The following is a 13050-nucleotide window of genomic DNA, read 5'->3' as shown; positions in this document are numbered from 1 at the left end:
TGCTCTAGTCCTCTCGTTCGTCGTGTTCGTCGGGGTCATCGCTGCGGAGGTACGCAGGAATCGACAGAGTGAAGGTCGAACCCGTCCCCGGCTGGCTCCACAGCCGGATCGAGCCGTTGTGGTTGGCGGCGACGTGCTTGACGATCGCCAGCCCGAGGCCGGTTCCCCCGGTGGCCCGGGACCGGGCCTTGTCGACCCGGAAGAATCGTTCGAACACCCGTTCCTGGTCGGCCGGGGCGATGCCGATGCCGCGGTCGGTGACCGCGATCTCGATGTTGTCGCCCCGCCTGCGGCGGCTGATCGACACCGACGATCCGTTGGGCGAATATGCGATCGCATTGGAGACGAGGTTGGCCAGGGCGGTGACCAGCAGGGTCTGATCGCCGAACACCCGGAATCCGGTCGGCGCGTCGGTGGTGATCGATATGTCGGCGTTGTCGGCGGACACCTTGTGCCGAGACAGCGCCTCGGCGACGACGGTGTCGACGTCGACGGCCTCCAGGTCGGGCAGCCGCTCGGCGCCCTGCAGCCGGGACAGCTCGATCAGCTCGCCCACCATGTTCGCCAGCCGGTTGGATTCGGTGACCATCTTCTCGGCGAAGTGCCGCACCGTCTCGGGATCATCGGACGAGGCCAGCACCGCCTCGGCCAGCACCCCCAACGCTCCCACCGGCGTCTTGAGCTCGTGGCTGACGTTGGCCACGAAGTCGCGGCGGGTCGCTTCCATCCGGGCGTGTTCGGACTGGTCGTCGACGTAGACGACGGCGAAGCGGCGGTCCTCCTCGGTCAGCAGCCGCACCTGGCCGCGCACCGAAAGGCCGGACCTGCCGTGCCGGTTGCGCTTGCGCGCCGACAGGTCGAATTCGCAGTCCTCGCCGGTGGCCAGGGTGCGCTGGGCAGCCACCCAGGCGCGGTCGTCGAGCAGACGGTCGCGCACCAGGCCCAGTTCGGTGGCGCGACCATTGGTGTAGACGACGTCACGGTAGGTGTCGACCACCACGATCCCGACCGGGGATTGAGCCACGATGTGCACGAGCATCTGGGAGACCGTGATGCCCGACTGTTCGGCCAGGCGCCGCTGACGTCGTTCGCGGACCCGGGGCACGATCACCAGCCCGACGGTCAGACCGATCGACAACGCGAGCAGTCCCACGATCGCCGCGAGCAGCAGCGCCGATACGACACTCACACGAAAATCGTACAAACTCGGTGAACGTCATCCCAGCAGCGTGCGGCCATTTCGGGACAAGTCACAGACCCAAACACGGATGTTCTAGTCGGTGTTCTCCACTGTTCACTCGTTGTTCGCCCGGCGCGGGCACGGGGCTACTTCGGGCACGGGGCTACTTGGCGCCCTGGGCGGCGACCGCCGCAGCACCTGCGGCCGCGGCCTCCGGATCGAGGTAGGTGCCGCCCGGCACCGTCGGCTTGAGGTCGGCGTCCAGGTCGTAGCGCAGCGGAATCCCGGTCGGGATGTTCAGCCCGACCACGTCCTCGTCGGACATCCCGTCGAGGTACTTGACCAGCGCACGCAGCGAATTGCCGTGCGCGGCGATGATCACCGTCTTGCCCGCCTTGAGGTCGGGAACGATCGCCTCGGTGAAGTACGGCACGAACCGGGCCACGACGTCCTTGAGGCACTCCGTCAGCGGGGCGCCGCCGGCGATGTCGGCGTAGCGAGGATCGGCGTCCTGACTGAACTCGCTGCCCGGTTCGATCGGTGGCGGCGGGGTGTCGTAGCTGCGCCGCCACGCCATGAACTGCTCGTCGCCGTACTTGGCCTTGGTCTCGGCCTTGTCCAGGCCCTGCAGCGCGCCGTAGTGGCGCTCGTTGAGCCGCCAGTCCCGGTGCACCGGAATCCAGTGCCGGTCGGCCGTGTCCAGCGCGATGTTGGCGGTGTTGATGGCCCGCCGCAGCAGCGACGTGTACAGCACGTCGGGAAGGCGGTCCTGTTCCTTGATCAGCTCACCGGCGCGGGCGGCCTCGGCACGGCCCTTGTCGGTGAGGTCGACGTCGACCCAGCCGGTGAACAGGTTCAGCGCGTTCCACTCGCTCTCGCCGTGGCGGAGCAGGATCAGCGTCGCGGTATCTGCCATGTCGGCAATCCTCTCACGGGCAGGGTCAGTCGTCGTCCCGGTCGTCGCCGCGCTCGTCGGTGATCAGGTGCTCGAAGGCGCGCAGGTTCTTCAGCGACTCGCCACGGGAGATACGCCACTCCCATTCCTTCTGGATGGACGAACGAAAGCCCAACTCCAGCAACGTGTTGAAATCCGAGTCGACCGCCTCGAGCACCTGGCCGAGGATCCGGTCCACCTCATCGGCGGTGACCGATGCCAGCGCCATCCGGCCGACGAGGTAGATGTCGCCGACGTTGTCGAGCGTGTAGGCCACCCCGTAGAGCCTGCGGTTGCGTTTGAGCAGGAACCGGTAGACCCCTTCGTGGTTCTCGTCGGGTTTGCGGCAGACGAAGGCCTCCACCCGCACCGAGTGCTCGCCGATGCTCAGGATCGTGTTGGTGGTGAGCCGGCGCTCGCCGGGCAGTTCGACCACCAGACCGGGCAACCCGCCACGCGCCCCCTGATGCCGGGTGTAGGTGAGCTCGTGCTCGTCGAGGGTCTTCTCGATGACGGCCCGGACCTGCTCCGGATCGGTCACGCCCGGACTCCCCGGCGCATCGAGAACCTCCGGCCGCTACGCCGGGCGCCGGGCTGGCGCTGGCGACTGGCACGGTGCCCGGCGATCGCCCGCCCGTAGCCGGCCAGCAGCTCATCCACGGTGTGCCCCCAGGAGAAACCGGCCGCGTGCTCGGCGGCGGCGCGGGTCATGGTCGCCGGGCCGCGGCTGAACAACTCACCGATGGTGCGGGCCCAATCGGCCGGGTCATGGCCGTCGACCAGTGCGCCGCTGATCCCGTCCCGCACCGCCACGGGCAGGCCGCCCACCGCGGCCGCCACCACCGGCGTCCCGCAGGCCTGCGCCTCGACGGCGACCAGCCCGAACGACTCGGAGTAGCTCGGCACCGCGACGATGTCGGCGGCCCGGTACACCCGGACCAGGTCGTCACGGGACTGCGGGGGCAGGAACGTCACCCGGTCGGTGATACCCAGTTCGGCCGCGAGGTGAACCAGGCCGTCCGGGGTCGCCAGACCCGAGCCCGACGGGCCGCCGGCGATCACCACGTGCACGTCCGGCAACAGCGCGGTCGCGCGCAGCAGCACATCGGGTGCCTTCAGCGGTTGGATGCGCCCGACGAACGCGACGATCGACGCGGCCGGGTCGAGTCCGAGCGCGGCCCGTGCCGCCGCCTTGTCACCGGGGGTGAAGATCTGCAGATCCACCCCCGGGTGCACCACGTCGATACTCTCGGCGTCCGCCTGGTGCAGCGAAACCAGTTGCCGGGCTTCGTGTTCGGTGTTGACGATCAGGCGGTCGGCCTCGTCGACGACCTGCTGCTCGCCGATCGAGCGCATCGGCGGCTCGGGGGTGTCCCCCTCGGCCAGCGACGCGTTCTTCACCGCCGCCAGGGTGTGGGCGGTGTGCACGAGCGGCACCGCCCAGCGGTCGGCGGCCAGCCAGCCCACCTGCCCGGACAGCCAGTAGTGCGAGTGCACGATGTCGTAGTAACCCGGCTCGTGGGTCGCCTCGGCGCGCAGCACGCCGGCGGTGAACGCGCACAACTGGGTCGGCAGGTCGTTCTTGTCCAGGCCCTCGAACGGACCGGCGACCACGTTGCGGACCAGGACGCCGGGCGCCACCCGGACCACCGGTTGATCGGCCGACGAGGTGGCCCTGGTGAAGATCTCCACGTCGACACCGCGGCTCGCCAGCTCGAGAGCGGTCTGCAGCACGTAGACGTTCATGCCGCCGGCGTCCCCGGTACCCGGTTGCGCCAGCGGCGACGTGTGCACGGAGAGCACCGCAACCCGGCGCGGGAGCGGCAGGCCGGGGTGATCGGAGGCTGGAGGCACATTGTCATGTCTACACTGCGGCGTCGTCATGTCTACACTGCGGCGTCATGTCTACACCGCGGGGTCGGGGTGCCCACCGCGCGGCTCATCCAGCCGTCGACCCGTCCGGGTGGAGGCGGATGGCTCGGCCCGGACGTTAGGGTGACGTACATGACGACGCCAACAGCTGGCCGCCGCGTCGCGGTGGTCACCGGGGCCAGCGCCGGGATCGGCGAGGCGACTGCGAGAACCCTTGCCGCACAGGGCTTCCATGTGGTCTGCGTGGCGCGCCGGGAGGCTCCCATCGCGGCGCTGGCGACCGAGATCGACGGGACGGCGATCGTGGCCGACGTCACCGACAGCGCCGCGGTCGCCGCCCTGGCCGGTCGCCTGGACCGGGTCGACGTGCTGGTCAACAACGCCGGCGGCGCCCGCGGCCTGGAGTCGGTGGCCGAGGCCGACGTGGAGCACTGGCGGTGGATGTGGGAGGCCAACGTGCTGGGCACGCTGCACGTGACCCGCGCACTGCTGCCCAAGCTGATCGCCTCCGGGGACGGGCTGATCGTCACGGTCACCTCGATCGCCGCGGTGGAGATCTACGACAACGGCGCCGGCTACACCTCGGCCAAGCACGCGCAGGGGGTGCTGCACCGCACGTTGCGCAGCGAACTGCTCGGGCAGCCGGTTCGGCTCACCGAGGTGGCGCCGGGCATGGTGAAGACCGACTTCTCGCTGAACCGCTTCGACGGCGACACCGAACGCGCCGAGAAGGTCTATGCCGGCGTCACGCCCCTGGTCGCCGAGGACATCGCCGAGGTGATCGGGTTCGTCGCAAGCCGGCCCGCGCACGTGGACCTCGATCTGATCGTGGTCCGGCCGCGCGACCAGGTCAGCGGCGCCGCCGGATCGCGGTTCAACCGGCGCTAGCCGGCGGTTGACCTCCGTTGAAACTGCGCTGGCGGTGGGCGCCACTCACACTTCTGCGCCCTCAACGCAGTATCAACGGGCAGGCCGGTGCCGGCTACGGCTAGCGCCCGGGGCGACCGCTGACCGGCTGCGGCGCGTCGGTGGGCGTCGCGGGTGCAGTGCTCGGGATCCGGCCGGGAGCGGGGGGAGCCGACAGCGCCGACATCGACACCCACTCGTCCCAGGGCACCGCCCAGTCCCAGATGTCACCGTCGGCGTAGGACAACTCGATCCGGGTGCCGGTCACCTCGACCGGGTCGCCGTACATCGCACTGTGGAAGTACTGCTCGGAGTTCTCCAGGTTCAGGTTGATGCAGCCGTTGGTGACGTTGGTGTTGCCCTGAGAACCGATGCTGTTCGGGTTGCAGTGAATGAACTCACCGTTGTTGGAGATCCGCACGGCGAACCGCTCGTGCACGTTGGCGTAGCCGGCCGCGGGGTTGGTCATGTAGAAGTCTTCGTACTTCTCGGTGACGACGTGGACGCCGCTTCGGGTGACGTTGCGGTCCAGGTCGCCCTCGCCGTAGCTGCACGGGAAGTCCATGATCACGCCCTCGTCGGTGATCACCTGGATGCGGTGGCTGGAGGCCTCGGCCTTGACCACCTGGCGTCGGCCGATGCCGAAGTCCAGCGTGGAGTCCGTCGCGCCGTAAGCACCCGGGCCGAACGACACCCCATAGAGATTGGCGTCGACGTGCACCGTCGTGCCCGCCGGGAGGTACTCGCGGCTGCGCCAGTGCACGCGGGAGCCGCCGACCTCGTCGGGCAGCCACGCCCAGCCGCCCTCCACCTCGGGGGTGGTGGTCACCTTCAGTGCCTTCTCCACCCCGGCGCGGTCTTCCTCGGCGATCGCGGCGTCGAACTGCAGGATGATCGGTGCGGCGACACCGACGGTCTGCCCGTCGGCCAGCTGGAACTGGCCGTTGACCTGGGTGGCCGGGTTGACGGTGGTGAACGACCCCGCGACGGGCACGGCCTTGCCGTCGTGGCCGACCACGGTGCCGGCCCAGGTGTAGGACACGCCGTAGCCGAGCGGCTCGGAGACGGTGAAGGCTGTGCGGTCCCGGTTCAGGCTGCCCGCCACGACCGTGCCCGCCGGGTTGGTCAGCTTCACCTTCTGGAACCAGCCGTCGGTGACATCGACCCCGATCCGGCTGGTCGGCAGGACGTCGACGGCGTCATCGGCGGGCTGGAAGCGCAGTTCGGGGGGCTTGGGCGCCTCTGCGGCGTCCTCGCTCGGCGAGCTGCCGGTGGATTTCGAGCAGGCCGCCAGTGCGCCCGGTGCGACGACGCCCATCGCCAGGGCGGCCAGCACACGCCGCCTGTTCGGGAACGGCACCGGATCTGCAGGGCTCACGTGGATCCAGGGTACCTAGAGAACGCACCCGACCAGTACCGGCTCGGGTGTGAGTTCGATCCCGAACGCGGCGACGACGCCGTCGCGGACCTCCCTGGCCAGGGCGAGGACATCGGCGGTGGTGGCGGCGCCACGGTTGGTCAGGGCCAGCGCATGCTTGGTGGACAACCGCACCGGCGCGGCCACACCCGGATACCCCTTGCCGAAACCGGCCCGCTCGACGAGCCAACCGGCGGCCAGCTTCACCCCGCCGTCGGCGGGATAGTTCGGCACCGGTCCGTCGACGGCGGCGGCGAGGCGCTCGAACCGAGCCGCCGTGACCACCGGGTTGGTGAAGAACGAGCCGACGCTCCAGGTGTCATGGTCGGCCGGATCGATCACCATCCCCTTTCCCGCCCGCAACCCCAGCACCGCCGCGCGCACCCGCGCCGGGTCGACCCGCTGACCCGGCTCGGCGCCCACCGCCGCGCACAGCTCGCCGTACCGCATCGGGGCGCTCCGCCCGGCCGGGTCGAGCGCGAACTCCACCTCCAACACCACCGATGCCGAAGAGTTCTTCAAAGTGCTTGTGCGGTAACCGAACTGAAGTTCCCGCGGGGACACCCAGCGATCGTCACCGCTGCGCCGGTCCAGCAGCCTGACCCGCGCGATGGTGTCGGCCACCTCAGCGCCGTAGGCTCCGACGTTCTGCACCGGCGTCGCACCGGCCGAGCCGGGGATCCCGGACAGACACTCCAGGCCACCCAGGCCGTGGGCCAGCGACGCGGCGACGACCTCGTCCCACACGGCCCCGGCCTCGGCGCGCACGACGGCACCGTCCACGACGATCCCGGTGTTCGCGAGCCGCACCACCGTCAAACCCTCGAGGTCGTCGGCGAGCACCACGTTGGAGCCACCGGCAAGCACCAGCACCTCCGGTCCGGCGGCGGACACGGCGGCGATCACCTGCTCAGTGGTCACGCACGTGACCAGCCTTCGGGCCACCGGGCCGACACGCAGCGTGGTCAATGGCGCCAGCGGAACGTTTTCCGCGACCGCCGCGCCGCCAAGTGCCGAATCGACCACGGGCGGTAACGGTAGCGTGGTTTGCTATGCCACGTTCATTCGACATGGCCGCCGAGTACCCGAGCAGCGTCGAGCAGGTCCACAAGGCCTTCAGCGACGAAGAGTACTGGCTGGTACGACTGGGCGATTCCGGGGTTGATCACGCCACACTCGACGAGATGACCATCCACCCGGACGGCGGCATCCGGGTCAAGACCACCCAGACCGTGCGCGCACACCGGCTGCCGGGGGTCGTGACCCAGTTCCACCGCGGGGACCTGAGCTTCGTCCGGCAGGAGACCTGGACCCCGATCGCCGACGGCCGGGCCACCGCGCTGATCGTCGGCACCATTCCGGGGACCCCGGCGGGACTGACCGGCGACGCGGTGCTGACGTCGGAGCTGACCGGCGGCTCCCGACTCGCGTTCACCGCCGCCGTCGAGGTCAGGATCCCGCTCGTGGGCGGCAAGATCGAGAGCTTCATCGGCAACCAACTGGTCGGCCTGTTGATCGCCGAGCAACGCTTCACCACGGTGTGGATCACGGAAAACGGCTGATCCGGCAATAGAATCGACCACATGTCTCAGGAGCAGTTTCGCTCCTCACGTGCGCAGGAGCCCATTCGCTCCTCACGTGTGCGGCTCCAGCCACTCGGCGCGATCACCCGCGGCACCACCGGCCACAACCGGCTGCGCCGCAGCGACCGCTGGCTGACCCACTCCCCCCGGGTCCGCGCCGCACTGCAGGCGGCCACCGACCCGCTCGTCGTCGACCTCGGCTACGGCGCGCTGCCGGTCACCACGCTGGAGCTGGCCAACCGGCTGCGCCAGGTACGCCCCGACGTGCGGGTCGTCGGGTTGGAGATCGATCCCGATCGGGTGCGCAACGGACAGGCGGCAGCCACCCCGGGCGTCGAGTTCGCGCTCGGCGGCTTCGAGCTGGCCGACCACCGGCCTGTGCTGGTGCGGGCGTTCAACGTGCTGCGCCAGTATCCCGTCGAGGAGGTGCCCGCGGCCTGGGCCGCGATGCAACAGGGCTTGGCCCCCGGCGGGCTGATCGTCGACGGCACCTGCGACGAACTGGGCCGGCTGTGCTGCTGGATCCTGCTCGACCGGGCGGCCCCGCTGAGCCTCACGCTGGCATGCGACCCGTTCGCCATCGAGACGCCCTCCGACTTGGCCGTGCGGCTGCCCAAGGTGCTCATCCACCGAAACGTCGACGGCGAGCCGGTGCACCGTCTGCTGTCCGCCGCCGACCGGGCCTGGGCCCGCGCCGCCGGTCACGGCGTGTTCGGCCCCCGGGTGCGCTGGCGTGCGATGCTGGAACTGCTTGCCGCCGAGGGATTTCCGGTGACACCCCCGCGTCGCAGCCTGCGCGACGGGGTGCTCACCGTGCCCTGGTCCGTCGTCGCACCCGGCGACTGATCAGGATCACCGTCCAGGTCGCGCCGGCCACGATCACCGCCGCCACCGCGCCCAGCGCCGGCAGCGTCAGGTTCCGGTATTCGTAGTCGTAGACCACGGCCTGGAACGGATCGTCGTCCGGCGCCGGGCCGAACAGGAAATCGGACGTGATGTGTTCGGGGTCGACGATCGAGGTGGTCGTCTTGGTGAGGTAATCGCCGGAGTCGGACAGCCCCAGCAGCGTGGTGTCACCGGTGCGCCCGGCCAGCGGACCGGCGTAGTCGAGGTTCACGTACTGGTCGGCGGCGTCCCGGTCGATGCGCCGGGTCTTGTGCTCACCGAGCGTGTAGACCACCACGGTCTGCGGAGTCGACGCCTCCGCCGACATCCGCATCGGGTACATCAACTCGTCGGAGGCGAACCGCAGGGTGACCGGTGCCAGCGGCCCGTCCAGCGGCTCACCGTCGGTGGTGAGCCGCATCGCCACCACCGACCAACCCGCGCGCAGGTACGGATCCAGCCCGGCCGAGATCTCCGGACGCAGGTCATACCCGTTGCCCGACAACCACTCCCGGACACCGGCCAGGTCGCCTCCGGACAACGTGGTGGCCTCCAGCGGCCCCAGCTGAACCTGGCTCAGCACCGTCGGCGCACCCGGCACGGCGCCGATCATCACCCCCTCGCCGGACGGCGCCTCCGCGTTGGCCCACCCCCATGTCCAGCGGCGCAGTTTCTCCACCCGGGGCGCCGACAGCGCGGCGAGCTCGTCGAAGACGTCGGGGTCGGCGCCGGTGACGGTGGCAGGCGCCGGGGTCGGCACCACCAGTGCGGCGTTGTCGGCAGACGTGTCCAGGTTCAGCCGCATCACCACGGTCTCGGTGGTGCCGTCACCGGCCACCAACGCCATCTCGTCGGCGACCCGCAACGACGGGTCCGGGCTGATCAGTCCCCCGCAGGCGCACGCCGTCGCGACACCGGGTGCCACCAGCGGGGCGGCCGCCAACGCGAACACACATGCGAGCGACCACCAGCGCCTCATGCGCCGAGGTTACGTGGCCTCAGCCTCCGGCCTGGCCGGGTCGGCGGCCCCCTTACCAGCGGGCACCAACTCGGGCTCGCCCTCGAACCGGTCCGGGTCGTCGAGCGCGTCGTCGATGTCCTGGGCGACCTGGATGTCCAGGCCCTTCATGTGGGCCGACTTGGTCACCAGCGCCACCACGACATAGGCCACCAGCGATGCGGCGAACCCGATCATGGTGGGCCAGCCGTCGAACGCGGCGTCGAAGATCGAGTTCTCGAAGTACAGGATCGTGTTGTCGACGCCGAACATCGTCGGTGTCATCGCGAACAGCACCAGCCGCACCACCAGGCCGACGACGATCGCCGCCATCGCGGCCTTTCCGGTGCCGCGGCGCCACACCAGGCCGAGCACGAACGGCACGATCAGGCAGGCCAGCAGCAGGTCGAACGCCAGCGTCAACAGGATGCCGGTCTGCTGGACGTAGATCGCGAACACGATGGCGATCACCGTGACCGGGGCCATCGCGATCCGGGTGGCCTTCAGCAGCGGGTCGGCCTCACCCTCCACGTGCACGCGCCGGACCCCACCCAGGTTGCGCACCGACACCGACGCGGTGGCCAGGATCGCGCCGTTGGCGGTGCTCATCGAAGCGCCCACGATGCCGCACAGCACGACGATGGTCAGGATCAGCGGGGCATACCGGTCGAGCAACACGAACAGCACCGGTCCGTCGATCTCGCCCTCGGACAGGATCGCCTTGGAGGCCAACGCGATGAGCGCGAACGGGATACCGATCGCCGCCGCGCCGGCGGCCCCGACGAAGCACGCCCGCCGGGCGGTCTCCGGGCTCTTGGCCGCGAACACGCGCTGCATGAAGTCGATCGCGACGATGTCGCCGATACCGAGCGCGATCAGCGTCGCCCAGTTGATCGTGGCGCCCTGCGCCGGATCGGTCAGCTGACCGAAGTCGAACGGCCCCATGCCCTCGGGGATGGTGATGCCGTAGGCGACCGCCACCCAGATCAGCGTGGCGACGCCGCCGACCAGGATCATCGTCATCTGGATGATCGCCGTGTAGGCGTCGGCGATCATGCCGCCGGCACCGGTGTAGGCGACCACGATCAGGGCGATCGCGACGACACCCACCTCGTACGGGATTCCGGTGAAGTAATTGAATAGGTAGCCGCCGGCCACCAGGTTGCCGGCCACCAAGATGCAGAACGCGACGATCACCAGCACCGACGACGCGATCTCGGTGGACCGCCCGAACCGCAGCCGGTAGTAGTCGGCCAACGTGGTCAGGCCCATCCGGTTCATCGGCTTGGCGAAGAAAACGCCGGTGAACACCAGGCACAGGGCGAGACCCAGCGGCAGCGTGGCGCCCGCCCAGAAGCCGAATTCGGCGGAGAGGTCGGTATTGCCGAGCGTGGCGTTGGTATCCACCGCCTGGCCCATGAGTGCCGCGCCGACCAGCGGCAACGGGAGCATGCGACCTGCGACCAGGAAGTTGGAACTGTCCCCGCCGACCCTGCGGGCGACGAGAAAGCCGACGAACACGACGACAGCGATGCTGATGCCTACGCCGAGAAGAATCATCTGAGGAGCCTCCTGTTGGTGCGCTGGAGTCTCCCGGGCTTTTGTCCCGCCGTGGAACGGCCCGACACCAACGCCGGTCGCCTGCATCTCTCGGACCAGACCCGGCCCAGAACAGCGAGCCGGCGGAACCCTAGACGCGCCCCACATCTCGTTTATGTGGGTCCCAGACAGAAAAGACCCAGCTCGTTACGGGTCGTCGCGTGCGGTGTTAACGCGACGTTTCCTTTACCGGTGGACAGGAATTCACACCTCTACCAACAATTACCCCTCAGGAGCCGCGGCGCGGTTCCCCGGACGAGGTGCGTCGTACCCGGTCAGCGACAAGACGGCGCGTGAGGAGCACCATGCCCGAGAATCCGGATCGCCCCGACCCCGCGCTGCCCAACGCCGAGGGCGCCTGGGCCCAGCAGGCCGAGGCCCGGCTCGGTGACCGAAGGTTGCGCGAGGAGATTGACCGCGGGCTGAGCTACGGGCTGGAGGCGGCGCCCACGATCAACGACCGGAGCATCTCGACGTTCGTGCGGGGCGAGAAGCCGCATTTCGCCGGTGAGCGCGGCACCTTCCTGAAGTGCCCGTTCATCGAGGACGTCAACGAGGTCGACGACGCCGAGGTCGCGATCTTCGGCGTGCCGCTCGACGCCGGCGCCACCTACCGGCCCGGTACCCGGTTCGGCCCGCAGGGAATCCGGCGCTCCACCAACCTGTTCGGCACCTACAACTACGAGTCCGGCGTGGATCTGCGCGAGCAGCTCAACATGGTCGACATCGGCGACGTGTTCACCATCCCGGGCAACCTGGAGAAGTCGTTCGACCAGATCAGCCAGGCGATGGCACACGTCGTGCAGAAGGGCGTCATGCCCATCGTGCTCGGCGGCGACCACTCGATCGGCTTTCCCACCATCCGCGGGATGGCGCCCTACATGGACGGCAACATCGGCATCATCCACTTCGACCGCCACGTCGACACCCAGGAGACCGACCTCGACGAGCGGATGCACACCACCCCGTGGTTCCACGCCACCAACATCAAGAACGCCCCGGCGACCAATCTGGTGCAGATCGGCATCGGCGGCTGGCAGAGCCCACGCGAGGGCGTCAAGGTGGGCCGCGAGCGCAAGTCGACGGTGATCACCGTCGGCGACGTCGAGCGGGTCGGCGTGGAGAAGATCGCCGAGATCGCGCTCGAAACCGCCTGGAAGGGCGCCAAGGCGGTGTACCTGTCGTTCGACATCGACGTGATCGACGCCGGTTTCGTCCCGGGCACGGGCTGGCCGGAGCCGGGCGGGTTGCTGCCGCGCGAGGCGCTGAACCTGGTCAAGATGATCTCCGAGCCCGGCCTGGCCGGTATCGAGGTCGTCGAGTGCTCACCGCCGTACGACTGGGCCGAGCAGACCGCGCTGATGAGCTCGCGGGTCATCCTCGACAGCCTCGCGGCACAGGTCCGCGTCGGGAAGCTGGGCAACAAGGCCGCCGCCAAGAACCGGCCCGCCTGGGGTCCGTAACCGCTCCTGGATTTGTCGTACCCGGGATCTATACTCGAACATGTGTTCGATGGTTCACTTCCGGGTCCGACCGAGTTGGCCGCTGCGTCCGACGCCGAGCTGATCGACGCACTCACCGGCTGGGCCCGGGCCGCGGCCGCCGCCGAGGCCCGCAAACTGGCCGCCGCCGCCGAACTGCTCCACCGCCGCCAGGCCGAAGAAGACAACCCGCGGC

The 13050-nt window shown here is 69.4% G+C and carries 12 protein-coding genes and 2 riboswitches; of the genes, 4 read left to right on the top strand and 8 right to left on the bottom strand.

Annotation, left to right across the window (positions count from 1 at the left end):
• Positions 1–4 precede the first annotated feature (4 nt).
• The 4 genes from JDV09_RS23365 to mshA all read right to left on the bottom strand — a co-directional run bounded on the left by JDV09_RS23365 (position 5) and on the right by mshA (position 3998).
• Complete coding sequence (locus JDV09_RS23365) at positions 5–1189, bottom strand: sensor histidine kinase (protein ID WP_221371526.1); 1185 nt, start codon at positions 1187–1189, stop codon at positions 5–7.
• A 154-nt stretch (positions 1190–1343) separates the two neighbouring features.
• Positions 1344–2096, bottom strand: coding sequence for a phosphoglyceromutase (locus JDV09_RS23360; protein WP_221371525.1), 753 nt, complete (start codon positions 2094–2096; stop codon positions 1344–1346).
• A 25-nt stretch (positions 2097–2121) separates the two neighbouring features.
• Positions 2122–2655 (bottom strand): type III secretion system chaperone family protein, encoded by a 534-nt coding sequence (locus tag JDV09_RS23355; protein WP_221371524.1) that lies wholly within the window; start codon positions 2653–2655, stop codon positions 2122–2124.
• Positions 2652–3998, bottom strand: coding sequence for a D-inositol-3-phosphate glycosyltransferase (mshA, locus tag JDV09_RS23350; protein WP_255605905.1), 1347 nt, complete (start codon positions 3996–3998; stop codon positions 2652–2654). Before mshA ends, JDV09_RS23355 begins: the two co-directional genes overlap by 4 nt.
• A 120-nt stretch (positions 3999–4118) precedes the next feature.
• Here mshA and JDV09_RS23345 point away from each other — a divergent pair, with 120 nt between their 5' ends.
• Positions 4119–4874, top strand: a complete 756-nt coding sequence (locus tag JDV09_RS23345) for an SDR family oxidoreductase (protein ID WP_221371522.1) — start codon at positions 4119–4121, stop codon at positions 4872–4874.
• Between the two features lie 100 nt (positions 4875–4974).
• On the opposite strand, the gene JDV09_RS23340 is transcribed toward JDV09_RS23345, so the two are convergent.
• Both JDV09_RS23340 and JDV09_RS23335 read right to left on the bottom strand, forming a co-directional pair.
• Positions 4975–6270, bottom strand: a complete 1296-nt coding sequence (locus tag JDV09_RS23340; RefSeq protein WP_308124217.1) for a L,D-transpeptidase — start codon at positions 6268–6270, stop codon at positions 4975–4977.
• Positions 6271–6285: 15 nt separating this feature from the next.
• Positions 6286–7335, bottom strand: a complete 1050-nt coding sequence (locus JDV09_RS23335; RefSeq protein WP_221371521.1) for a UDP-N-acetylmuramate dehydrogenase — start codon at positions 7333–7335, stop codon at positions 6286–6288.
• Between the two features lie 26 nt (positions 7336–7361).
• On the opposite strand from JDV09_RS23335, the gene JDV09_RS23330 reads away from it, so the two are divergent.
• The gene (locus JDV09_RS23330; RefSeq protein WP_221371520.1) at positions 7362–7871 is read left to right on the top strand and encodes a DUF2505 domain-containing protein; all 510 of its coding nucleotides are present in this window, start codon (positions 7362–7364) and stop codon (positions 7869–7871) included.
• 21 nt (positions 7872–7892) lie between these two features.
• Positions 7893–8738, top strand: coding sequence for a class I SAM-dependent methyltransferase (locus JDV09_RS23325; protein ID WP_255605904.1), 846 nt, complete (start codon positions 7893–7895; stop codon positions 8736–8738).
• On the opposite strand, the gene JDV09_RS23320 is transcribed toward JDV09_RS23325, so the two are convergent.
• Positions 8701–9756, bottom strand: a complete 1056-nt coding sequence (locus JDV09_RS23320) for a DUF2330 domain-containing protein (RefSeq protein ID WP_221371519.1) — start codon at positions 9754–9756, stop codon at positions 8701–8703. The two genes, JDV09_RS23325 and JDV09_RS23320, sit on opposite strands and share 38 nt — an antisense overlap.
• A gap of 9 nt (positions 9757–9765) precedes the next feature.
• A complete protein-coding gene (locus tag JDV09_RS23315) occupies positions 9766–11334 on the bottom strand; it encodes a high affinity choline transporter 1 (RefSeq protein WP_221371518.1) in 1569 nt (522 codons plus the stop codon).
• Positions 11335–11362: 28 nt separating this feature from the next.
• Positions 11363–11479: riboswitch (guanidine-I (ykkC/yxkD leader) on the bottom strand.
• A gap of 123 nt (positions 11480–11602) precedes the next feature.
• Positions 11603–11669: riboswitch (guanidine-III (ykkC-III) riboswitch) on the top strand.
• 9 nt (positions 11670–11678) lie between these two features.
• Between JDV09_RS23315 and JDV09_RS23310 the strand changes: the two genes are divergently transcribed.
• Positions 11679–12836, top strand: coding sequence for an agmatinase family protein (locus JDV09_RS23310; RefSeq protein WP_221371517.1), 1158 nt, complete (start codon positions 11679–11681; stop codon positions 12834–12836).
• Positions 12837–13050 lie beyond the last annotated feature (214 nt).

It is taken from the genome of Mycolicibacterium xanthum, assembly GCF_019710635.1.
Lineage (GTDB): Bacteria > Actinomycetota > Actinomycetes > Mycobacteriales > Mycobacteriaceae > Mycobacterium > Mycobacterium xanthum.
The sequence above is the reverse complement of the archived record's forward strand: the minus strand, read 5'-3'. Positions and strand labels throughout refer to the sequence as shown.

What these genes read in the sequence shown, in the direction of transcription:
- JDV09_RS23315 (WP_221371518.1), bottom strand. Translation starts at nt 11,334, where the DNA reads ATGATTCTTCTCGGCGTAGGCATCAGCATCGCTGTCGTCGTGTTCGTC.
- JDV09_RS23325 (WP_255605904.1), top strand. Translation starts at nt 7,893, where the DNA reads ATGTCTCAGGAGCAGTTTCGCTCCTCACGTGCGCAGGAGCCCATTCGC.
- JDV09_RS23345 (WP_221371522.1), top strand. Translation starts at nt 4,119, where the DNA reads ATGACGACGCCAACAGCTGGCCGCCGCGTCGCGGTGGTCACCGGGGCC.
- JDV09_RS23310 (WP_221371517.1), top strand. Translation starts at nt 11,679, where the DNA reads ATGCCCGAGAATCCGGATCGCCCCGACCCCGCGCTGCCCAACGCCGAG.
- JDV09_RS23320 (WP_221371519.1), bottom strand. Translation starts at nt 9,756, where the DNA reads ATGAGGCGCTGGTGGTCGCTCGCATGTGTGTTCGCGTTGGCGGCCGCC.
- mshA (WP_255605905.1), bottom strand. Translation starts at nt 3,998, where the DNA reads ATGACGACGCCGCAGTGTAGACATGACAATGTGCCTCCAGCCTCCGAT.
- JDV09_RS23360 (WP_221371525.1), bottom strand. Translation starts at nt 2,096, where the DNA reads ATGGCAGATACCGCGACGCTGATCCTGCTCCGCCACGGCGAGAGCGAG.
- JDV09_RS23330 (WP_221371520.1), top strand. Translation starts at nt 7,362, where the DNA reads ATGCCACGTTCATTCGACATGGCCGCCGAGTACCCGAGCAGCGTCGAG.